The sequence below is a fragment of the Chryseobacterium sp. A301 genome (genome assembly GCF_054489425.1).
The window spans coordinates 235,677-258,435 of record NZ_JBTMWY010000003.1; the positions used below are offsets into that span (position 1 = coordinate 235,677).

Annotated in this window: 21 protein-coding genes and 1 tRNA gene; 8 read left to right on the forward strand and 14 right to left on the reverse strand. The window is 40.9% G+C overall.

The features are described from left to right. Positions 1–17 precede the first annotated feature (17 nt). Entirely contained in the window at positions 18–1,466 is a 1,449-nt protein-coding gene (gene dnaA / locus ACX3PU_RS07020) for a chromosomal replication initiator protein DnaA (RefSeq protein WP_459084255.1), read from the reverse strand. A 146-nt stretch (positions 1,467–1,612) separates the two neighbouring features. Between dnaA and ACX3PU_RS07025 the strand changes: the two genes are divergently transcribed. Then, positions 1,613–2,026, forward strand: coding sequence for an acyl-CoA thioesterase (locus tag ACX3PU_RS07025; protein WP_459084256.1), 414 nt, complete (start codon positions 1,613–1,615; stop codon positions 2,024–2,026). A gap of 33 nt (positions 2,027–2,059) precedes the next feature. Then, a complete protein-coding gene (gene pepE / locus ACX3PU_RS07030) occupies positions 2,060–2,752 on the forward strand; it encodes a dipeptidase PepE (protein WP_459084257.1) in 693 nt (230 codons plus the stop codon). Between the two features lie 312 nt (positions 2,753–3,064). Here pepE and lgt read toward each other — a convergent pair whose 3' ends face one another. Both lgt and yidD read right to left on the reverse strand, forming a co-directional pair. Beyond that, positions 3,065–3,937 carry a prolipoprotein diacylglyceryl transferase gene (lgt, locus tag ACX3PU_RS07035; RefSeq protein ID WP_459084404.1) on the reverse strand — a complete coding sequence of 291 codons (873 nt, stop codon included), beginning with the start codon at positions 3,935–3,937 and terminating at the stop codon, positions 3,065–3,067. Between the two features lie 420 nt (positions 3,938–4,357). Beyond that, positions 4,358–4,597: a membrane protein insertion efficiency factor YidD gene (gene yidD, locus ACX3PU_RS07040; RefSeq protein WP_459084405.1), complete on the reverse strand. Its 240-nt coding sequence runs from the start codon at positions 4,595–4,597 to the stop codon at positions 4,358–4,360. A gap of 96 nt (positions 4,598–4,693) precedes the next feature. Between yidD and ACX3PU_RS07045 the strand changes: the two genes are divergently transcribed. Further along, positions 4,694–5,971, forward strand: coding sequence for a replication-associated recombination protein A (locus ACX3PU_RS07045; protein ID WP_459084258.1), 1,278 nt, complete (start codon positions 4,694–4,696; stop codon positions 5,969–5,971). 1 nt (position 5,972) lies between these two features. On the opposite strand, the gene pheA is transcribed toward ACX3PU_RS07045, so the two are convergent. The 3 genes from pheA to ACX3PU_RS07060 are packed head-to-tail and all read right to left on the reverse strand — an operon-like array spanning position 5,973 to position 9,168. Continuing rightward, positions 5,973–6,812, reverse strand: a complete 840-nt coding sequence (gene pheA, locus ACX3PU_RS07050; protein ID WP_459084259.1) for a prephenate dehydratase — start codon at positions 6,810–6,812, stop codon at positions 5,973–5,975. 27 nt (positions 6,813–6,839) lie between these two features. Continuing rightward, positions 6,840–7,367, reverse strand: a complete 528-nt coding sequence (locus tag ACX3PU_RS07055) for a hypothetical protein (RefSeq protein ID WP_459084260.1) — start codon at positions 7,365–7,367, stop codon at positions 6,840–6,842. Positions 7,368–7,392: 25 nt separating this feature from the next. Then, positions 7,393–9,168, reverse strand: coding sequence for a discoidin domain-containing protein (locus ACX3PU_RS07060; protein ID WP_459084261.1), 1,776 nt, complete (start codon positions 9,166–9,168; stop codon positions 7,393–7,395). Between the two features lie 227 nt (positions 9,169–9,395). Between ACX3PU_RS07060 and fsa the strand changes: the two genes are divergently transcribed. Both fsa and rfbC read left to right on the forward strand, forming a co-directional pair. After that, complete coding sequence (gene fsa, locus ACX3PU_RS07065; RefSeq protein ID WP_459084262.1) at positions 9,396–10,049, forward strand: fructose-6-phosphate aldolase; 654 nt, start codon at positions 9,396–9,398, stop codon at positions 10,047–10,049. Between the two features lie 209 nt (positions 10,050–10,258). Then, on the forward strand, positions 10,259–10,804 hold the full coding sequence (rfbC, locus tag ACX3PU_RS07070; RefSeq protein WP_459084263.1) for a dTDP-4-dehydrorhamnose 3,5-epimerase: 546 nt from the start codon (positions 10,259–10,261) through the stop codon (positions 10,802–10,804). Between the two features lie 54 nt (positions 10,805–10,858). Here rfbC and ACX3PU_RS07075 read toward each other — a convergent pair whose 3' ends face one another. Continuing rightward, positions 10,859–11,554, reverse strand: a complete 696-nt coding sequence (locus ACX3PU_RS07075; protein ID WP_459084264.1) for a class I SAM-dependent methyltransferase — start codon at positions 11,552–11,554, stop codon at positions 10,859–10,861. A gap of 55 nt (positions 11,555–11,609) precedes the next feature. Continuing rightward, positions 11,610–11,682, reverse strand: a tRNA-Met gene (locus ACX3PU_RS07080). 90 nt (positions 11,683–11,772) lie between these two features. Here ACX3PU_RS07080 and ACX3PU_RS07085 point away from each other — a divergent pair. The 3 genes from ACX3PU_RS07085 to prmC are packed head-to-tail and all read left to right on the forward strand — an operon-like array spanning position 11,773 to position 14,052. Continuing rightward, complete coding sequence (locus ACX3PU_RS07085; RefSeq protein ID WP_459084265.1) at positions 11,773–12,387, forward strand: L-threonylcarbamoyladenylate synthase; 615 nt, start codon at positions 11,773–11,775, stop codon at positions 12,385–12,387. A 43-nt stretch (positions 12,388–12,430) separates the two neighbouring features. Continuing rightward, positions 12,431–13,189 (forward strand): peroxide stress protein YaaA, encoded by a 759-nt coding sequence (gene yaaA, locus ACX3PU_RS07090; RefSeq protein ID WP_459084266.1) that lies wholly within the window; start codon positions 12,431–12,433, stop codon positions 13,187–13,189. Positions 13,190–13,200: 11 nt separating this feature from the next. Continuing rightward, complete coding sequence (gene prmC / locus ACX3PU_RS07095) at positions 13,201–14,052, forward strand: peptide chain release factor N(5)-glutamine methyltransferase (RefSeq protein ID WP_459084267.1); 852 nt, start codon at positions 13,201–13,203, stop codon at positions 14,050–14,052. Positions 14,053–14,066: 14 nt separating this feature from the next. Here the strand turns inward: prmC and ACX3PU_RS07100 are convergent, their stop codons facing one another. The 6 genes from ACX3PU_RS07100 to ychF all read right to left on the reverse strand — a co-directional run bounded on the left by ACX3PU_RS07100 (position 14,067) and on the right by ychF (position 22,646). Next, complete coding sequence (locus tag ACX3PU_RS07100; protein WP_459084268.1) at positions 14,067–14,723, reverse strand: rhomboid family intramembrane serine protease; 657 nt, start codon at positions 14,721–14,723, stop codon at positions 14,067–14,069. Between the two features lie 57 nt (positions 14,724–14,780). After that, the gene (locus ACX3PU_RS07105; protein WP_459084269.1) at positions 14,781–17,363 is read right to left on the reverse strand and encodes a DNA gyrase/topoisomerase IV subunit A; all 2,583 of its coding nucleotides are present in this window, start codon (positions 17,361–17,363) and stop codon (positions 14,781–14,783) included. Between the two features lie 71 nt (positions 17,364–17,434). Next, complete coding sequence (locus ACX3PU_RS07110) at positions 17,435–19,321, reverse strand: DNA topoisomerase IV subunit B (RefSeq protein WP_459084270.1); 1,887 nt, start codon at positions 19,319–19,321, stop codon at positions 17,435–17,437. Between the two features lie 314 nt (positions 19,322–19,635). Next, positions 19,636–20,727, reverse strand: a complete 1,092-nt coding sequence (locus tag ACX3PU_RS07115) for an AI-2E family transporter (protein ID WP_459084271.1) — start codon at positions 20,725–20,727, stop codon at positions 19,636–19,638. Positions 20,728–20,816: 89 nt separating this feature from the next. Continuing rightward, positions 20,817–21,359 carry an NADPH-dependent FMN reductase gene (locus ACX3PU_RS07120; RefSeq protein WP_459084272.1) on the reverse strand — a complete coding sequence of 181 codons (543 nt, stop codon included), beginning with the start codon at positions 21,357–21,359 and terminating at the stop codon, positions 20,817–20,819. A 195-nt stretch (positions 21,360–21,554) separates the two neighbouring features. Beyond that, complete coding sequence (gene ychF / locus ACX3PU_RS07125; protein WP_459084273.1) at positions 21,555–22,646, reverse strand: redox-regulated ATPase YchF; 1,092 nt, start codon at positions 22,644–22,646, stop codon at positions 21,555–21,557. Positions 22,647–22,759 lie beyond the last annotated feature (113 nt).

A 22,759-nucleotide genomic window follows, 5' to 3' on the forward strand; every position in this document is an offset into this window, starting at 1 on the left:
TAGTCTCGTCGGAGAATCTATTTTTTAATCTTCTCAGAGAGCTCCTTTACATATTTTTTAATCTCTTTGTCTATTTTGGAGGTATCCTTGATGGTTTCACAAGCGTACATTACAGTAGAGTGATCCTTTCCACCCATTTCTTCCCCGATTTTAGAAAATGTATTTGAAGTAAGTTCCTTAGAGAAGTACATCGCCAATTGTCTTGGAAGTGCGATGTCCCTTTTTCTAGACTTAGAAAGCAGCTGCTCACGATTTATTCCAAAATACTCGCACACCACTTCTTGAATGTAAGGAATGTTAATTACTTTCTTCTGAGTAGAGGCAATCTTATTGATGGTATCTTTTAAAAGCTCTAGACTTAAATCGGATTTGTAAATCGTGGAATAGGCAATCACAGAATTGATTACTCCAATTAATTCTCTTACGTTTGATTTCACCTCGCCCGCAAGGTAATTCACCATATCATCCGTTAGGACAATTCCATCTCGACTTAATTTGTCAACGATAATCTTTCGTCTCGTCTCAAAATCAGGAGATTTAATTTCTGCAGAAAGTCCCCATTTAAAACGCGAAACAATTCGCTCTTGAATATCTTGGATATCCACAGGCGCTTTGTCTGAGGTTAAGATAATTTGCTTTCCGTTTTGGTGCAGATAATCGAAAATATGGAAGAAGCTATCCTGTGTCGCTGCTTTTCCAGAAAGAAACTGAATATCGTCAATGATCAGCACGTCCACCATTTGGTAGTAGTTCTGAAACTCCGTTTTGTTCTGGGCCTTTGCCGCAGATACAAATTGTTGAATGAATTTTTCAGAGGAGAGATACAAAACGACCTTATCTGAAAAATTCTGTTTCACTTCCAGTCCAACCGCATGGGCTACGTGAGTCTTCCCTACACCTACACCTCCATGCAAAAACAAAGGGTTAAATGCAGTACCCCCAGGACGTTTCGCGATGGATTTCGCTACGGTGGATGCGAATTTATTGCTCTCACCCTCCACAAAGTTATCAAAGGACAGATGAGGAATCAGATTTGAATCAATGTTTATTTTTTGAATTCCTGGAGCCACTCGAGGATTAATCAAGTTCGAAGACTTAGGCATGGCCTGTTGAATCTTCGGGGCCGGAACGGAATTCCCTTTTACATTTTGTACGATGGGCTTTTCTTTACCAGAAGGCTTGTTCTCCATGACAGAATACCAAAGCTTCACACCTTTTCCAATATTCTTTCTTAAAGCGGCCGACAAAAGGGAGAGATAGGTATCCTCGATGTATTCTTTGTAAAAATCACTTGGAACCAAAAGAGTTAAATTGTGGTTCACTAACGAAAGTGGCTCCACTTTATCAAACAAAAGATCAAACGATCTTTCCAACTTCTTCAGATCATCATTATCCTCTGCTGCATTAAGATTGTCCCGCATGAATTGCAGACACTTTTCCCATATCAATGATAAATCTTGATCCATAAATTAAACAAAAAATCGAAGTGAAAGTATATATTTGACTACTCAAAAGTAGAAAACAAAGATGACAAAAAATATTGTCATAAAAAAACTTTATCAAACTTGATTATTAAGAAATATATTTGTATGTTTCTTTCTCATAGAAAATTATGATACACACAATCCATTCACATCGTGTTCGTTACGGCGAAACAGACCCTATGAAATACGTCTACTACGGCAACTACGCGCAGTACCTCGAAGCCGCCCGAGTAGAGCAGTTACGATCCATCGGAATTTCATACGATGAACTTGAAAACCAAGGAATTTGGCTGCCTGTTTCCGAGTATAAGATGAAGTATTTAAAGGCTGCTTTGTATGACCAAGTTTTGGACATTCATACCTATTTGAAAAAAAAACCAGGGGTAAGAATGCATTTTGAATATGAAATTTATAATGAGCAGAAGGAACTTATTTCACTCGCCGAGGTAACTTTGTATTTTTTTGACGCCAAAACAAAGAAAATAACCCGCTGCCCTGAATTCTTATCTGAATTAATTGAAAAAAATTGGAAAGAAGACTAACTTTGGACTTCGAACTTAAAATACTTTTACTTTATGAATATACTTCTTGCCTCCACCTCCACTCTTTATGAAGGAAGCTATTTGGATTACTTAACAGAAGAGATAAAACTTTTATTCCATGGAATAGACGAGATTTTATTTATTCCTTTTGCTCGTCCCTCTGGAATCTCTCACGAGGAGTATACGAAAAAGGCAAGACTCTTTTTTGAAGCTCTGGGTATTTCCATCAAAGGACTGCATGAGTTTGAAGACCAGAAAGCAGCCATTGAATCCGCAAAAGGGTATTTCACAGGGGGAGGCAACACCTTCCTTCTTGTTAAAACTCTGCATGAAAACAATTTAATGGAGGTTTTGAAAGAGAACATCCTAAAACAAAAGCCATATCTAGGCACAAGTGCCGGGAGTAACATTGGAGGTCTTAACATGAGAACTACCAATGACATGCCGATCGTGCAGCCCTCTAGTTTCGAGTGTCTTGGTCTGGTCCCTTTCAATCTAAACCCACATTACTTAGATCCGGACCCCACCCTCAAACATAACGGCGAAACGAGAGAAACCAGAATTCTTGAGTTTCTAACGCAGAATGATACAAAAGTGGTTGGACTTCGGGAAGGAAATTGGATTCGAAAGAGGGGCGAGAAAATCTCCATTGGAGGAAGCCAATCGACTCGAATATTTGAAGTGGGCAAAGCCCCAGTCGAAGTACCACCGGGTACCGTACTTTAAAGATCCTATAGAAGGGGCTCGATTTCTGCTTCTTTTAATAACTGCGTAATTTTCGCTTAACACATGCAAATCCAATTCCTCGATTTCTAGGTAGCTCTTGTGGTCTTGGACGGTACTGTACTGGAATGCACCTCTACACGGAAGCACGGGATTACCACGTTTTCAACGCAGAGTTACTAAAAGGAAAGCGTACTCGGGTTTCCTACAAGAAAATACAGCATTGCAAAACGGATGCATACAAGGTCGTCTGCATGCTCTACCACAAAAACGAAGGGTTAATTAAAATTAAGGGTTTTTATTAAAACCTGATTCTTACTCCGGCTTTTCATTTTCTACCTGTGTGATTTTAAATCTTCTCGAGTAAATCATCGCGGCCACTCCTATTAAGATAAAAGGTATGGACAAGACTTGCCCTGTATTTAATCCCGCAATACTAATAAACTCATCGCCTTGCGGTTCTTTAAGGTATTCAACAAGGAAACGAATGGACCATAGGACCGTGAAAAACACACCGAAAAGAAAGCCCTGTTGGTACTTCTTAGCCGTATATCGATACAGTACCCACAAAAGAATAAAGAGCAAGAAATAGCCTCCTGCTTCAATGAGCTGAGTCGGATAGCGTGGAACGGTAGCTCCATATTCACTGCTCATTTGAGGAAACAAAATTGCAAAAGGAGAACTTGGGTCTACGGGTTTTCCAATAATTTCAGAATTGAAAAAGTTTCCAATTCGAACAAAGGTTCCGCCTAAAGCCACCACGATTCCGATCCGGTCGTACACCCATAGCGGATTTTTCTTGATGATCTTCAATGAATAATACAGGGTCGTTAGGATTAACGCGATGGCAGCACCGTGGCTTGCGAGCCCAGCAAATCCAGTGAATTTTATTTCTGGCTTGGTTTGAATGGGTAAAAATACACTCCAAAAATCCTGCTTGAAGAGTTCAGGTTGATAAAAAATAACGTGACCAAGCCTTGCGCCTAAAATGGTTCCAATTAAAGTCCACGTAAATAAGGGCTCCAAATACTTTTGGTTTACATTGTCAATTTTGAACATGCGTCCCATGACCACATACCCAAGCCCAAAGGCTAACACAAACATCAGACTATAGTAGTGAAGTGAAATTGGCCCTAAATGAATGGCTGTGGAGGGATTCCATATCTTATATTCCGTTTCTAATTTCACCTTTTTTTCAGGTGTAATTACGTCTGCAACCGATCTTGGTTTGTATAGGTAGCTCCAATTCTCAGGCGAAACCAAAGATTCTGAAGAAATAGGTCGCCATTCTTTATCTAAAATTTGAAAACCGGAATTGCGGTACCCTTCAAAAACGCCAGACTGTGCGTAGGAATTGACCACAGAATTTAAAATGACTAGGGCAGAGGAATCTGTATTATTCTCGGGAAAATTAACAAACGCCTGAATATCTGTAGTGGAAAACACTTTGACAGGTAGGTCTTTTCCGTCCACTTTTAAATTCGCATCGGAGAGTCCGTTGGGATAAGACTGCGCTGTTAATTGCGGACTAAAAGCCACAACCATTAATATAAAAAAATGAAAAAATACAGATTTCATAGCAACTATTTTCAAATTATAGCTAAGTTTTTAGCCTTTATTTTTTTTAGGTGGTACAGGATCATATCCCTGCCCTCCCCAAGGATGACAACTTAAAATTCGCTTAGTCCCCAAATAGAGACCGTAAAACAACCCGTGCACTTTCAAGGCTTCTAGCATATACTGCGAACAGGTCGGATGGTACCGACAGTTGCTCCCCAACCAGGGGGATATAGCAAGTTGATAGAAGCGTATTAAACCCACAAGGGGCAAGATCGCAAGGTATTTTATTTTTGAATCCAAGTCCTTGCAAAAATAGCAGAATAATTTTAAATTAAAGATTGCAAAACTCTTTATTATTACCTTTGAACTAAAATTGACGAGATTTTGAACTCAAACACTCCTTTAGCCGAACAATTAAGACCCAAAACCTTAGAACAAGTTCTTGGGCAGACGCATCTCACAGGGCCTTCGGGGCCCATTCGACGAATGATCGAAAACGATACGCTGAGCTCCCTCCTTTTTTGGGGCCCTCCTGGAACTGGCAAAACAACGCTAGCAGAAATCATAGCGGAGCATTCAAACCGTAAATTTTTTAAACTTTCTGCTGTTTCGAGTGGAGTTAAGGAGGTTAGAGAAGTTATTGAAGAGGCAAAAAAACAAAATCTTTTTTCGGGAAAGTCTCCCCTACTCTTTATTGACGAAATTCACCGTTTTAACAAGTCCCAGCAAGATTCGCTTTTGCATGCGGTGGAAAAAGGATGGATTGTACTGATTGGAGCCACGACGGAAAACCCAAGTTTTGAGGTGGTTCCAGCCCTGCTCTCAAGATCGCAAGTTTACGTCCTTAAATCTCTCTCGCACGAAGATCTCGAGGAATTACTGGGAATTGCCTTGAAGGCTTATAACGAATCGAATGAATCGGATTTTTCTGTGGAAAATGCGCAGGCCTTTATTCAGTATTCCGGAGGAGATGCACGTAAATTAATCAATTCCATTGAACTTGTATTAAACCAATATCTAGGGACTTCCCACACGGAGATATCCAACGAAGATGTCCTAGGTACGTTACAACAGACCATGGCTCTTTATGACAAGAATGGGGAACAGCATTACGATATCATCTCCGCTTTTATTAAATCCATTCGAGGATCGGATCCCAATGCCGCTGTTTACTGGCTTGCCAGAATGTTAGAGGGAGGCGAGGATATTAAATTCATCGCGCGCCGTATGCTCATCTTGGCGGCTGAGGACATTGGTCTTGCCAATCCTCAGGCCCTCACTCTAGCCAATACATGCTTTCAAGCGATCAATGTGATTGGAAATCCGGAATCCAGAATCATTCTAAGTGAAACCGCAGTGTACCTAGCCGTTTCTCCGAAATCAAATTCAACCTACAAAGCCATTGGAGAGGCTTTAGCACTTGTGAAAAGAACGGGGAATCTTCCTGTGCCGCTGCATTTGCGAAATGCACCTACGAAACTAATGAAAGAAATGGATTATGGCAAGGAGTATCAATATGCCCATTCACATAGTGGAAACTTCGTGGAACTCGAGTTCTTACCGGAATCGCTTTCAGGCACAAAGCTCTATGAGCCGGGCTCCAATTCAACAGAAAAGAAAATCAGGGAGGAACTTTCAAAAAAATGGAAAGGCAAGTATTAAATTATCCCTCAATTAAGTATTCCTTGTAATGCCCTAGAAAACTCACTTGGATATTTAAACTTTCAAGTTCTTGCACCGCATTAAGAGCTTGGGCAGAATTCCACTCACCCACGATGTTAATAAAGAAAAAATAAGATCCAAGCTTCTTCTTAAGAGTACGACTTTCAATTTTAGAAAGATTCATTTTGCGCCAAGCAAATACGGACAAAGCTTGATGAAGTCCTCCTGCGTGATCCTCTGGCAGAGTGAGAATAAGAGAAGACTTCTCCTCGGCTGCCACCAGCGGTAAATCTAAGGTTTTGTTTTGCTTACTAATCACAATGAATTTCGTATGATTCTGTTCAAAATCATGAATGTCATGACGAATAATTTGCAAACCGTACATTTCCGCAGCCGTCGTATTGGCAATCGCCGCAAAGTTTTTCTCAGGATGTTCACTAATGTATTTTGCGGCGCCTGAGGTCGAATGGTAGTCCATGCGAGGGACCGCTTTGAAATCTGTATCCAACGAATGGAAGCACTGAGCTAAGGCCTGAGGATGCGAGACAATCGCTTGAACCTCCTCACTTTGCGGATGAACCATTAAGTGATGTGAAATAGGCAGTACCGCCTCGGCTTCAATAGAGATCCCTTCAAAGTCATAAAGATAGTCTAGTGTCATGGACACCGTTCCCTCGATGGAGTTCTCTAGCGGAACGACCGCCTTGTCGAGCTCTCCCTTTTGGACCGCTAGAAAGCAATCTCGGATGCTGCTTTGCGGAGACAAGGTATTTTCTGGAAACAATTCTTGAGCTACTAGACTTGTAAATGAGGCGATCGGGCCTAAATAAGCGATGGTCATTCGAACGAAAATATAAAATTTAGTTTGTTAATCTAGTTTTTCTAGTAGCCAAGGTTGCACGGGAAGTCGAAGAACCGATGAGGACTTGCTTGATTCTCCAAGCGTAAGGGCTAGGTAGGGATTTTGTTTCGTTCCCTTTACCACTATCTCCTTAATTGCAGACGGATAGACCTTCAAATGATTGTGAAAGAGCTGCGTTCCATCCAGGTAGATGGGACTCTCAGCAGGCAAACCGTGCATTTGGTTTAACGTACTTAATTCCACGGGATGTTCCACTTCCCTAATTTTTTTAAGCGTGATGGAAATCAAGGAACGATCTAAATGGTTCGTTAATCCCTTCAGCTCAGAGGGTAATGAGGAATCGGTTTTATAGATTGCTACCGACTCAATATTCTCTACCTCCACTTCTTTTGCACTGCTTTTCGCCAAGTTTCCATCCACTAGGAAGATGGGTCCTGATTGAGGCTCTACTGAAGAGTCTACTTCTTGAGAGCTCGCAAGGGCGAAGCAAGCCAAAAAAGCAACACTGAGCAGTCCGTTTGTTATTCGATTCATTATATTCTATTTTTTTGAGTTCTGTTTATTCACTTTTAAAAATCTCGGAACGTGGAGAAATCCCATTGGCATTAAAGGCTTCAATCTGAAAATAGTAGCTGTCGGTACGATCTGCGCCGGTAAAAAAATACTCATTCTTCCCGTACACCATAATACTACCGTAGAGCTTATGGGGATCTTTCCCAAAATAGATCACATAGCCATCCGCAAGAGGGTTTTGTTGCCATTTCATCCAAATGCTTCGTCGTTCTCCAAATTTCTTTGGATCGGCACGTAGGGGCACAAAGTTTTGCACCTTGCCAGGAGCCTCACCAGGCCCTTTACCAAAGACTCGCAGTCCACTTAACGCAAATTTTCCCGTGGGCATCTTTAAATTCTCGATTTTTATATAGCGAGCCTTTACACTGTGGGCAAGCTCTACATAATCGTGGGGTACATCGGTTTTGTTTTTGCTTTTGTCTACGATTCGCTTCCAAGATTTCCCGTCGGTGGATGCAAATATTTGGTATTGATGAAACTTCCCAAGTGTTTTCCCCATGAACTCGACATCTTGATCCGCATAATTAATTTGAATCGCATTCACACTTGAAATGTCTCCTAAATCGGTCTCTAACCACTCCCCTTTGTTTCCTGTTTTCGCACTCCAATAGGTCTTGATGTCTTCGTCTACCGAATAATTCGCATGATATCCTCCAAGAGTAGAGGAAACCCGCACCGGCTTATTGTAATTGAGAAGCATCCAGCCTGTAAAGAGTCCTTTGCTAAAATCTTTTCCTTTTGCATATTCAGGAAGGTAGGTAGGGTAATCGCCGTAGGCAGTGATGCTATACATGACATCGTCTTTATCAAAGCCCGCAGGCCAGATTCCGAGTCGTCTTTCAAAGTTGTTTTTCGTGGAAATAAAAATAGTGGATACGTGCCAATAGTTTTTGTTCTTGTCTTGAAACGTAGACCCATGACCTGCCCCTCGAGCAAAGCCTCCCGGTTTGTAGGAAAAGGGATTGTGCTTCTGATATTCATACCCCTCTAACGGGTTCTTGGACACATATACTCCGTCTGCATATCCGCTAAATTCAGTCGCAGGAGCGCCGTACTGCATATAGTACTTCCCATTATGCTTTGTCACCCAGGCTCCTTCAATAAACGGTTTCAAAAAGACATTGTCGTTGTATTCTCCAAATCGTTCCCATCCGTGGTCCTCTGGATTGAGTTTTACGATCGGTTTTACATACCCTTCACTCTGCAGAGTTTTCATGTTCACTTCGGTGCCCAGAAGAGGCCATTCGTTACTGGAACCCCAGTAAAGAAAAAGCTTGTTGGTATCCTCATCGTAGTGGAAGGCCGGATCCCATGCTCCTACTTTTAAGGTATCTACTGCAATCTCCCACTCGTCCTTGGTGGGATTCGTGGACTTCCAAATCGGAAAATCGGATTCCCATGTTGATCCGTACACGTAAAGCGTATCCTTCATGACCCATGCGGCAGGAGCATTTAAATCATGAATATACTTATCGTCTCTTAAGAATTTTCGGGAGACAAACTCCCAATCCAGCATATTGTCACTATGCCAATACCCTTCTTGGTTGGTTGAAAAAAGAAAAAGTCGATCTTTAAAGTTGACAATCACAGGATCGGCTGTTGCGCGATGCTTCCCTTGTTTAGAAAAAACCTCAAAAGGCGTGTATCCATAGTCAATATTGATCGGATTCGCGTAGGTTTTTTGCTGGGCATTACCAAGAATGGAAATCATTAGAAGGGCTCCCCCTATAAAAAGATGGGTTTTGCTGGTCGTGAATTTCATAGTATCGAACGCATTGTTTACTCAAATGTATCAATTTTATAGGCAGCTATAAAATTTTTCACTCAAAAAGACGGGGATATCTTGAATTCGTGAGCGAGTCCCACGCAGCTCACACCCGAAAAGACAACTCGAATTTTCACCTATAGGCTGAAACGAACCCTATGAAAATCAGTAAGGATCCTTGAAGAATTTGTATATTTGCGCAACCAATAAATTTATAAGTAAAAATGAAATTTTTTATTGACACAGCGAATCTAGAGCAAATTAAAGAAGCGCAAGATCTTGGAATTTTAGACGGGGTGACTACCAATCCTTCTCTAATGGCAAAAGAAGGCATTAGTGGCAAGCAGGCCATTAACGAGCATTACAAAACCATTTGTGAAATCGTGGACGGGGATATCTCCGCCGAAGTTCTTTCCACCACCTATGAAGAAATGATTAAGGAAGGAGAAGAACTTGCAAAAATCCATCCCAACATCGTGGTGAAAATCCCAATGATTAAAGACGGAGTGAAAGCCTTAAAATACTTTTCAGACCGAGGAATCAAAACGAATTGTACTTTAATTTTCTCTGCAGGACAAGCACTTTTAGCTGCGAAGGCGGGCGCAAACTATGTCTCTCCTTTTCTTGGAAGACTAGACGACATTTCCATGGACGGGTTAAACCTAATTGATGAAATTCGTACCATCTATGACAATTTCGGATTCAAAACGGAAATCTTAGCCGCTTCCATCCGTCACTCCATGCACATCATCGATTGTGCAAAATTAGGTGCCGACGTAATTACCTCTCCTTTAGGTCCGATTTTAAGTCTCTTAAATCACCCTTTAACCGACAAAGGACTTGCTCAATTTATTGAAGATTCAAAGAAAATGGCATAATTAGAATGCCGTAAAATAGGTAAAAAAGCTGTCCAGAATCAATTTCTGTGACGGCTTTTTTTTGCCGTTCTGCTCCCTTTCTGAATTTCTAGAAAAATGAGTACTTTTACGCCTGCGTTTTAGAACTGGAATTAACCCTTCCCTCGAAAATGGAAAAGGTCTATTCTCTAAAAACCCCTTCAAAAAATGAAGTTCAAATAGACTGCACAATGAAACTTGTCAAATCACCACTAGAAGACTGCTTTATTATCGAACCCACCCTCTTCGAAGACGAACGAGGCTATTTCTATGAAAAATACAACCAGTCTCGCTTTGAGCAGCTCACAGGAATGAAGGGCCATTTTGTGCAAGACAACGTTTCTAAATCCACCTATGGGGTCGTGAGAGGAATCCATTGGCAAAAAGAAAAACATGCCCAAGCCAAGCTCGTTTCCTGTTTAGAAGGAGTCGTTTGGGACGTGGCAGTAGACCTACGAAAAGACTCTGCCACATTCGGCAAATGGTATGGAGTGGAACTCTCCGAAAAAAACAAACTTCAATTTTACATTCCTAGAGGATTTGGGCATGGATTTTCCGTGTTAAGTGACTCGGCCGTTTTCGCCTATAAGTGCGATAATTATTACAATAAAGAATCGGAAGGCGGCTTACTTTGGAACGACCCAACTCTTGAAATTGACTGGAGAGTTCCTACAGAAAAGGTGATCATTTCCCAAAAAGATGAGCAACTCCCACTCTTTTCAAGTACTGAATTTTAAGTGTATTATTTTCCTTTCACAAGTACCCTCGCGGTCAAAGATCGTAGCTAAGACTTAAGACTCACTAAGTCTCGTGAGTTTTGCTAAATATTGGTAATGCTCATCTTCAAACAAGAATTCAGTGTTCCATCCTAAGGAAAGTGCTCTTTTTTTAAGCGTGGAAAAATCAATGTAAAGCCAGTGGAACCAAGGGGTGATTTCCTTGCCGTATTGGTAGGCACATTCTACCTGTCCATAATAAAAGGAGGGCTTACGAGTATAAGCATACATATAGTCGATATCGGAAGAGTCAAAAACAATTTGCCCACCGGGTCTTAGAAGGGATTCTGCCTTTTGCAAAAACTTATCAAATCCTTCGAGCGATCCACAAAGTCCGATCCCGTTCATAAGAAGAAGTAGCGTATCATATTTTTGTGCAGAATACTCAAATACATCTTCACAGATAACCGTCTTTACGCCTCGCTGAGTCATCACGTCACATGAAGAAGGAGATATTTCTAAAGCATGCACCGTGCAACCTCTCGTTTGCAATTCCAGGGCGTGGGATCCTGCTCCCGCTCCAATTTCAAGGACTTCTCCCTTCACCTGCTCTAGCGCTTTTAGTTCCAGTTCAGGCATCGCCCTTACCCCTCTGAAATACATGGAAATGGGCATTTCCACACGAGGTCCAAAACGATCGTGAACATAAAGTCGAGTCTTCTTATTGCCTTGAAAATAATCTAAAATGGCACGTCCAGGTAAATCTATCATGAGTAAAGGATCAAAAGCAAAGAAGAGGATCATAAAAATGATCCTCTTCTCGTAGTAGCGGGAACACGACTCGAACGTGCGACCTCCGGGTTATGAGCCCGACGAGCTACCTACTGCTCTATCCCGCGATATTGGATTGCAAATATACGAAATTAACCCAATACTGCAAAGACAAAATTAACATTCAAAGAGTGCGCAGATTTTAATACCTTTGTTGTATGGCAAAAATACTTAAGATTTACCCCGACAATCCACAAGAAAACTTACTTACAGAAGTAGTTAACACTTTGAAAAAGGGAGGGTTAATTATATATCCCTCGGATACGATCTATGCTCTAGGGTGTGACATCAACAATTTAAAAGCCATGGAGAAATTGGCACAGATTAAGAAAATTAAGTTAGAAAAATCTCAATTTTCGATTATCTGCAACGACTTAAGCCACCTTTCGCATTTCACAAGACCCATTGAAACCTCGGTTTTCAGAATCTTAAAGAACAATGTACCCGGCCCCTTTACCTTCATTTTAGAAGCAAACAAAAGTTTACCACTTGCGTACAAAGGAAAAAAAACGATTGGGATTAGGGTACCGGATCATATAGTACCTCAAATGCTAGTAGAGAAACTAGGCCACCCTATTGCTTCGACCTCGATTCGAGACGAAGATGAAATTTTAGAATATTCCACAGACCCCGAATTAATAGCAGAAAAATACGATCATCTGGTGGATCTCGTTATCGATTCTGGATACGGAGACAACATTGCCTCCACCATCGTGGATCTCACCTCTGGTGAACCGGAAATTATAAGAGAAGGCAAAGGTCAACTCGCTTAATTTCAAGTGAAATTAATTAATTGTCAGAAACTCTCGATCTATTATGAAGCTAATAACCTCCCCCGCTAAACTTATGAACCTTGAGCATGTGGGCGGGTTTTCAAGAACCACCACACCCAAATTCATTCAAGAGGCTACCCTTATTCAATCCCATTTAAAAGAGAAATCTCCGAAATTCTTATCGGAATTAATGGACATCTCTTCCAATTTGGCCCATGATAATTGGGAGCGCAATCAAAGATGGAATTCTTCACCGAATTCCAAACAAAGTGCCCCCGCTCTCTTTGCCTTTGCAGGCGAAGTGTATAGAGGTCTCGATGCACAGTCGCTAGACGATGAGTCCTTACAGTACTTAAACAAGAACTATCGCATTCTTTCGGGTTTATATGGACTTTTAAAACCGTCCGACCGCATCATGCTCTACCGTCTTGAAATGGGAAGACCTTTTCAATTTGATAATTACGAGAATCTTTATCAGTTTTGGCGCGAAAAACTGACTCAGGAACTAAATAAGCAGCTCCATTCACGAGATGTGATTCTAAACCTGGCGAGCAAAGAATACTTTAAAGCCTTAAACCTTAAAGAACTTAAAGCTCCTGTAATCGATTTTGAATTCTATGAACTTAAATCGGGCAAACCTAAAACGATTGTCGTGTATACAAAACACGCGCGCGGTTTGATGGTCCGCTACTGTGCTCAGAACCAAGTTAAGAAGCTAAACGAAGTGCAAGCTTTTAACCTGGAAGGCTATCGCTTTGATACGGAACTTTCCACGTCCTCCAAATTTGTATTTACGCGTTAGCCCTTGATATTATGACAGTAGGCGACCTTAAACAGGAATTTCACTTTGAACTTCAAAGGCTTTATGACAAGTCGCAAATTGAGGAGCTATTTAAAATCATGGCCTATGAGGTTCTTGAATTGAATTCAATAGCGCTTCGAAGTTCTTTATTGATGGAAATCCAGGTTTCCGATACCGAATCCTTCCGAGAGATTCTAAAAGAACTCAAAACAGGTAGACCCTACCAACAAATCCTTGGAAAAACCGATTTTTATCGACTTGAATTTAAAGTGAACGACCAAGTTCTCATTCCGCGACCTGAAACCGAGGAACTTATCGAACTTGCCCTTTTTGAATTAAAAAGTACCTCCCTTGGAAAAACGGAATTCTCACTACTTGACATTGGCACAGGATCAGGGGTAATTCCCATCGTACTTAGTAAAAATTTTCCTTTAGCCAAGGTGCATGCACTGGACATCTCCAAAGGTGCACTAGAGGTCGCAAAAGAAAATTCGCAGAGGCACAAAACAGAAATCAACTTCCTGCTTAAAGACATTCTCTCAGAAGATTTAGAGCAAAGTTTTGATGTGATTTTTTCCAATCCACCCTACATAGGAATCGAGGAGCAAAATGAAATTGACCACAGTGTAAAAGATTTTGAACCGACCATCGCGCTGTTTTCTCCTACCAGTGATCCACTTATATTCTATAAACGGATCGCTAGTCTTGTTAATCGGTATTTAAATGCCGGTGGTTATCTCTTTCTTGAGATCAACCAAAAGCTAGGTAACCAAACCTTAGAACTTTACCAATCCCTCCTTTCGGAAGTAAAATTAATCCAAGATCTTTCTGGAAACGACCGGTTCATTATCGGTAAAAAATAAGGGTTCTTTCTCTCTTACATCTTCTTTTTTCGTACAAAAATTTCGAAGCACAGATACAGCAGTGGAATGGCCATGATTAGCAAATAGCGCCAATTGGTTAGTGCCAATTGGGGCATCAGCATGACGGAATAGATGAGTCCTAAAAAGGCACCCCCAAGGTGGGCAGCGTGTCCAATGTTATCGTTTGCCTTCGGATTTAGCATCATATAAACGGAGTAGGAAAAATACAGAAGACCAAAGATATACCCTGGAATAGGAATCGGTATAAAAAAGAAATAAATACCAATTTGCGGATAAACCGCAATGGCGGCAAACAAGATTCCAGAGACTCCCCCACTCGCGCCAATTGCGGAGTACCATCCTTGATGTTGGTAAAGGTAGAGTGAAAACAAATTCCCTAGAAGGATTGAGCCAAAATAAACCACGATAAGCCCCATCTCTCCGAATGCTTGGGCCACGATTGGACCAAAAAAGTAGAGCGTAAGCATATTGAAAAAGAAATGCATCCAGTCTGCATGTAAAAAACCTGCAGAAAGAAGCCGAATGTATTCTTTTCTCTGTACTATGGCAGAAACATTGAATTTGTATTTTTCAAAGATTTGTCCATTTGTAAACCCCATGTAACTCACTAGGGCGGTGATTGCAATAATCCCAATTAACACTACGCTCATAAATTATTTCATTTAGGCCCTTCGGCCATTTTGTAAAGGTCCCGAAAAAGCAGGGTCTTAGTCTTCAAAAAGAGATCCAATCGTTCCTTCTTCTAGCGATTGGTCCTCAGAGCCAGAATGCAGATCACTCTCAGGCTCCTCTACGATCATTTCAGGCTCTTCAGGCTCTGGAGGAAATTCAAGATCAATGCTTTTTATTCTGTTTTTGGTTAATTGATTACCAATGGCCTTTATTCCTTTTATGGAAATAAACGCATCGACTTCTATCGTTTCAACTTCTCTTTCCTTGCCCTTTTCTTGCGCAAACTTAAGGGTTGCCGTGGCTCCAGAACCGGTGAATACATGTTCAATAAAAGACTTAGGATGTTCCGATGGCATAAATTGCTGAACACCGGCCACATTATCAAAGAGGAATCGCTTGATGTAATAGATCTGCTTTTCGCCGTCAAAGTAGATACAGCTGATGGCTTGCGAAGGATTCCATTTTTCTAGCACTAGATATTCGTCATCAAATCGATTCATCAAATCAAAAGAAACCAGCCTTGCTTCGCCTTGGGCATTAATGGTTAAAATCTTGTCTTCTCCTTTGAAATTCCCAAGAAACTCTCCTCGATGATCGACATTAAGTCGTCTCACGGTTGGATCAAACCAAATCTTCCTTGGGGCAAGAGTAGAGACTCCCTCCTCTTTCATTTCCACTTTTTTCACCATGTATTTCGTAACCAAATTCCCTTTTGCATTACGTCCCTTAATGGCCAGTTCGGAAAAATCAATATCGATTTTGTTCTTGCGTATTCTTGCATTTGGCTTTAACACCACGCTTACAGTTTCCGCCTCTCCATTTGGATTCGCTGAAAAATAAAGCAGCTCTGAGCCTTTTTCATCGGAGGCCAGTGGGTAATCCGTATTTCGAGTGACCGCAGTGACTGCAAAACGCTTCATGAAATAAGGTCCTAACTTCCCTTGTCGGTAAATCGTATTGTACACCGTTCTTTGGTCATTCTTCTTCCAAATTCCGACATGTAAAATATCGCGTCCTACAAACGTTTTCGCCTCTACTTTCATCACCTTCATCGTCCCGTCTTTGCGAAAGACAATAATATCATCAATGTCAGAACAGTCAAATAAGTACTCGTCTTTTCGAAGGGAAGTTCCAATGAAGCCCTCCTCTCGGTTTACGTAAAACTTCTCATTGGCCACGGCTACTTTGGTTGCATCGATGGTATCAAATACGCGGATTTCCGTTTGACGTACACGGTCCTTTCCGTATTTTTTCTGAATCCCTAGGTAGTAATCAATCGCATAAGGAATCAGATTCTCCAAGTTAAATTTGCACTTCTCGATCCGCTCCTCAAGAGAAGCAATGGTTTCTTTAAATTTATCTAAGTCAAATCGGGAAATCCGTTTAATTCGAATCTCTGTTAGCTTTAAAATATCCTCTTGGCTCACGGCTCTTAGTAGATGCTTCGTGTGAGGTTTAAGTCCCATATCAATGGTCTGAAGAACTTCTTCCCAAGAATTCACCTCTTCAATATCGTGGTAAATTCGATTCTCAATAAAAATCCGTTCAAGAGAAGCAAAATGCCAACTTTCTTGAAGTTCATGCAGTTCAATTTCAAGTTCTCTTTTCAACAAAGAAACCGTATGGTCCGTGTTTCGGCGAAGAATTTCAGAAACGTTTAGGAACATCGGTTTGTCCCCTACAATCACGCAGGCATTCGGCGAGATCGAAACTTGGCAATCCGTAAATGCATAAAGCGCGTCAATGGTCTTATCTGGAGACACATCGCTATGGAGATGAATTAGGATTTCTACTTTATCTGATGTGTTATCCTCAATCTTCTTAATCTTGATTTTCCCACGCTCTGTGGCCTTGACAATACTGTCTATTAAATCACTCGTGTTCTTCGAATAAGGAAGCTCAGTAATGGAAAGAATGTTTTTTTCTTTGTGGACGATCCGAGCTCTTGCTCTCACCTTGCCCCCTCTCTCTCCATCATTATATTCAGAAACATCGAGCATTCCCCCCGTGATGAAGTCAGGAAACACTTGAAACGATTTTCCTTTCAAATAGGAAATGGAAGCTTGGATTAATTCGTTAAAATTATGAGGTAATATTTTAGTGGATAGTCCTACACCTATCCCTTCTACTCCTTGTACTAAAAGCAGTGGAAACTTTACGGGAAGGTCGATCGGTTCGTTATTTCTACCGTCATAGGATTTTGCCCAATGCGTGGTTTTCGGATTAAAAACCACTTCAAGAGCAAAAGGCGTAAGTCTAGCTTCAATATACCTAGCCGCTGCAGCGGAGTCTCCTGTGAAGATGTTCCCCCAGTTCCCTTGGGTATCAATAAGCAAATCTTTTTGCCCAATTTGAACCATGGCATCGGTGATGGAAGCATCCCCGTGAGGGTGGTACTTCATGGTATTGCCGACAATGTTGGCTACCTTGTTGTAACGACCATCCTCTAATTCTCGCATGGAGTGCATAATACGTCTTTGAACGGGTTTAAACCCATCAAAAACGGAGGGTATGGCCCGGTCCAAAATCACATAGGATGCGTAATCCAAAAACCAATCTTTGTAAAGACCGGAAACTTTCTTTAGGCTTTCTCCTTCGTTTAACTGTTCTTCTGTCATTCGTTTTTATGCTTCGTTAAAGCAACTTATGTCTGATTATTTTGTTCTTTTTTCACTTCACTTACAGTGCTCTATACGACGACCTCATCTTCCAATTGCTCTTTCTTTTCAATGTCAGGATCCTCCACTACCAGGTTCGCAAGAATAAAATTTTGACGATCAGGTGTGTTTTTCCCCATGTAAAATTCAAGCAATTGCTCAATGGTTTGGTCTTTGCCTAGCACCACAGGCTCAAGTCGGATATCCTTCCCAATAAAGTGTTTAAACTCATCAGGGGAAATCTCTCCTAGACCTTTAAATCGAGTGATCTCTGGATTTTTACCCAGCTCGTTAAGCGCTTTTATTCTTTCCTGGTCGGAGTAACAATAGCGAGTTTCCTTTCGATTTCTTACCCTAAACAAAGGAGTCTGTAAGATATACAAATGTCCATTTCGGATAAGATCGGGAAAGAATTGAAGAAAAAAGGTAATCATTAGCAATCGAATATGCATTCCGTCCACATCAGCATCGGTTGAAATGATCACTTGATTGTAGCGTAAATCTTCTAGGGAGTCTTCAATGTTAAGAGCGGCTTGGAGTAAATTGAACTCTTCATTCTCATACACGACACGCTTGGTAAGTCCGTAGGAGTTCAAAGGCTTTCCACGAAGGGAAAATACAGCCTGAGTTTCCACATCCCTAGATTTCGTAATGGACCCGGAAGCGGAATCCCCTTCCGTGATGAAAATCTGGCTTTCTGCCTTGCGAACCGCCTTTTGATCGTTGTAATGCTGACGACAGTCTCTTAATTTCTTATTGTGCAAAGAAACTTTCTTCGCTCTTTCTCTTGCTAATTTTTGAATCCCTGAGAGTTCCTTTCTCTCTCTTTCTGACACCAAAATTTTCCTTTGGACCGCTTCCGCAGTCTCCTGGTTTTGGTGCAAATAATTGTCAAGTGCCTTTTTTAGAAAATTATTCAAAAAGCTTCGAACCGATTCCTTCCCTGGTTCCATGTCATTGGAACCTAACTTGGTTTTGGTTTGAGATTCGAATACAGGCTCAATGACTTTAATGGAAACCGCAGCGATAATCGATTTTCGAATATCAGCCGCTTCGTAATTTTTATTCAAAAACTCACGAATCGTTTTTACATAGGCTTCTTTAAATGCATTTAAGTGGGTTCCCCCTTGGGTTGTATTTTGTCCGTTGACAAAAGAAAAATAAGTTTCTGATTGCGATTTATCGCTATGCGTAATCGCGATCTCAACATCTTCCTCCTTCAGGTGAATGATGGGGTATAAAATCTCCCCTTCGATTTCTTCTTGTAGTAAATCCTTTAATCCATTTTCAGAATAAAAAGTCTCCCCATTAAATATAATTTTTAGTCCTGGATTTAAATAAACATAGTTCCGAAGCATGCGCTCGATGTACTCCTTCCGGAATTTGAAATTTGGAAAAATCTCATGGTCAGGTACAAATGAAATTTCAGTTCCAGCACGTTCGGCACTAGGCTCAATAGGCAAATCATGCGTAATGGTTCCTTTCGAAAAAGTAGCTTCTTTTACCTGAGCATCCCGAATCGACCGTACGCGGAAAAAATCAGACAAGGCATTCACCGCCTTGGTTCCTACACCATTTAGACCTACCGATTTTTTGAAAGCTTTGGAGTCGTATTTCCCTCCTGTATTCATTTTGGAAACTGCATCCACTACTTTTCCAAGTGGAATTCCACGACCGTAATCTCGAATTAAAGCTTTTCCTTCGTCAATCTTGATTTCAATTCTTTTACCCGATTTCATGACAAACTCATCAATCGAGTTGTCAATAATTTCTTTGAGAAGAATGTAGATACCATCGTCCGCAGAAGAACCGTCTCCTAATTTCCCAATGTACATACCAGGTCTCTGGCGAATATGCTCCTGCCATTCCAGTGTACGGATGTTGTCTTCGGTATATTGAACTTGGTTGTTTTCTATCATAGTTATTGAATCTATTCACCAGCAGCCGAAAAAGGCAAAAACCTTCTACTAGCCACTAACTTCCAAAAATAATGAATTGAAAACGAAATTTAAAATATTGTGGAAAAGTTTTGTGAAATTGCTCTAATCTATAGCAAAGAAGATGCAATTTCGCTCCTTTTCACCCCCTGCTCTTCGAGCGGACATGAAAAGCTCACGACATGACTCGATGAACCTGGACTCAAGACACTTCGAACGTGGAGCCAATTGTTTGTGGCAAAAATTGCTCACGCTGCTAAATCCCTCTTTTGATCTGCTAAACGACACACAATTCGCTAGATTTGCTCCAAAGAGGAATCTTCTTCTTGCTCCCCGCAGACCAAAACGGAATCCGAAGTGAGAAAAGATGGCTCGTCTTTTTGGATTCTATAGATCTTATACAAGATAAATGGAATGGATAGAAGCCAAGGTCCGAAAACAAGCCCCATGGCACCAAAAAGCTGAAGCCCTAGCAAAACACCAAAGACGGTAATTAGAGGATGTATGTCCGCCATTTTCTTCAAAAGTGTAAAACGAAGAACGTTATCAATTCCCCCTACAAAAATGAAACAATACAGAGCCAATAGGAGTCCCTGTTGAAGGTCTCCGGTCGCAATTTGGTATACACTAACCGGAACCCAAATAAGCATCGTTCCCACCACAGGTATCACAGAGGCAATCGCCGTCAAAAGTCCCCAAAACACCGGCTGCGGCACATCAAACAGGCTGAAACCTAGGACTGCAATCACCCCCTGACTAAATGCGAGAATTGGAACACCATACGCATTAGAGCGAATAAGGGCTAAATTCTCTTTCACAAAATAGTCTTTGGCTACAGGCGAAAACGGAAGTGCTTCTTTTAAACCCCGTTCCATCGAGCGATTGCTCGAAAGCATAAAGTAGAGAATAAATAGAGCAACAAATATATTGGCGAAAAACTGTCCCACCCAATTAAGAGTCGAAGGAATATACCCAAGTACTTTGTTCACGATTGCAAGAATTTGATCTTGACTAATTGAAAAATCGAATCGCTGGATAAACTCATTGGTTTCAATGTAGGTAAGCACCGGATTAAAGCTCTGGATCATTTTCTGTGGATGCTGAACAATCTCGTTTATTTTGGGAATCAATAACTCAAGCATTAGCCAAACGGGAACACCAAAACACACCACGATAAGCAAAAGCATCACCCAAATTGCAAATTCTTTAGGCCAACGGTACTTTTCAATCCATTTGAGAAAAATACCTCGACACACTACATACAGTGCAATGGAACCTAAAAGCCCCGTTACAAAATACTTTAATTCAAAAAGGATAAAGCACAGTAGCAATGCCGAGCCGATTACTAATGCTTTTTGAATGGTTCTCTCTTTAAAAATAAGATTCATCGACCTGGAAATTTTATCAAATTTACTCCAAAAAAAAATGAATTCGATTCTTCATTCGAATTCATTTCACTTTCCTTGAAAGATTATCTCTAGCGCAGGACCCATTTTTCATAGGCATCCATAAAGGACTTCAAAAATTTCTTCGTATCCTCAACCATTTCTCCGTCCTTTTCAAAGAGTTCGCTCGCCTTCCCTATATAGGCTTCTGGCTGCTGCATCATATAGACATCTAAAAACACCATGGATTGCCTAAGTACATGGTTTGCTCCAAAGGCACCAAGCGCACTCAGCGTCACGCTTACCACGGCTCCAGGTTTGCCAGCCCATGCATTTTTCCCATAGGGTCTAGAAGCTACATCAAGTGCATTCTTCAGGGCGCTCGGCACAGATCGATTGTATTCGGGCGTGAAGAATAAATAGCCGTCTGCGTCTTTAATTTTCTTTCTAAAATCGACCCAAGGCTTGGGTGGTTCGCTTTTGTCTAAATCCTCATTGTAGTGAACGAGATCTCCAATTTCAATGAGTTCCAATTCTAGATTCTCAGAAGCAAGCTCCATGGCTTGCATTGCCACTTTGCGATTAAAGCTTTCTTTTCTCAAACTCCCAACGAGGACTGCAATTTTTTTTGCCATAAAATATTTGTTTAGTGATTATGATCTCTGCGCTGCAAGACTTCTTGCCAACGTAGAAATGGCAATAAAGATAGTTTCAATTTTTATAATAATCGAAGAAACTAAAAATAAAGAAATAAAATCAAATTTAGATATAAAAAAAGGCTACCCACGTCTTCGTGGGTAGCCTTGTCTATTCTCTTGGATTCTAGTCCCTTATACATTAAATCTAAAATGCATAATATCTCCGTCTTTCACAATGTATTCTTTTCCTTCTACGCCCATCTTTCCAGCTTCTTTCACTTTGGCTTCCGAACCGTAATTAAGAAAATCTTCATACTTAATTACCTCGGCGCGGATAAAGCCTTTTTCAAAGTCTGTATGGATAACACCCGCCGCTTGTGGCGCGGTCCATCCCTTTCCAATGGTCCAAGCTCTTACTTCCTTCACACCTGCGGTAAAATAAGTCTGCAGTTGTAGTAGTTCATAAGCTTTACGAATCAGACGGTTAACCCCAGGTTCGGTTAATCCTAACTCCTCTAAAAACATTTGTCTTTCTTCAAACGTATCAAGTTCATTAATATCTGCCTCTATCTGCGCCGCTAAAACAACAACCTCCGCATTTTCCTGCTCTGCCATCGCTTCGATTTTTGCAATCCATTCGTTCCCATTCTTAATGGAATTCTCATCTACATTGCAAACATAAAGCACGGGCTTTTTAGTAAGCAATTGTACTTCGTCAATAATAGGCTGCGTTAAATCATTCGACGCAAACTCTCTTGCATTTCGTCCACTTTCCAAAAACTCTTGAAGTTCTTTTAGAGTTTCATAAACAAGGATATCTTCCTTCTTTCCTGACTTAATGAATTTCTTCGCTTTATCGACTGATTTTGAGATTGTCTCAATGTCTTTTAGTTGAAGTTCAATGTCTATAATATCTTTGTCTCTTAGTGGATCTACAGAACCTTCCACGTGAATAATATTTCCATTGTCAAAGCATCGAAGAACATGCAAGATGGCTTCACACTCTCTAATATTGGCTAGAAACTGATTTCCCAGACCTTCTCCTTTGCTCGCTCCTTTTACAAGTCCTGCAATGTCCACAATTTCTACAACTGCAGGCAAGACTCGTTCTGGATTCACAAGCTTTTCAAGCTCTACAAGTCGAGTATCCGGTACGGAAACGGTTCCTAAATTAGGTTCGATTGTACAGAAAGGATAATTAGCACTTTGTGCCTTGGCATTGCTCAAACAGTTAAAAAGGGTTGACTTGCCCACATTGGGAAGTCCTACGATACCACATTTCATATTCTTAGTGTGTAATAGCGAGCTTGGCTCCTAACCAAAGCTCAGGTTTATAAAATACTAAAGTGCGCAAAGATACGATTTTTAAGCACAAAAAAAGCTTCAGTTTCCTGAAG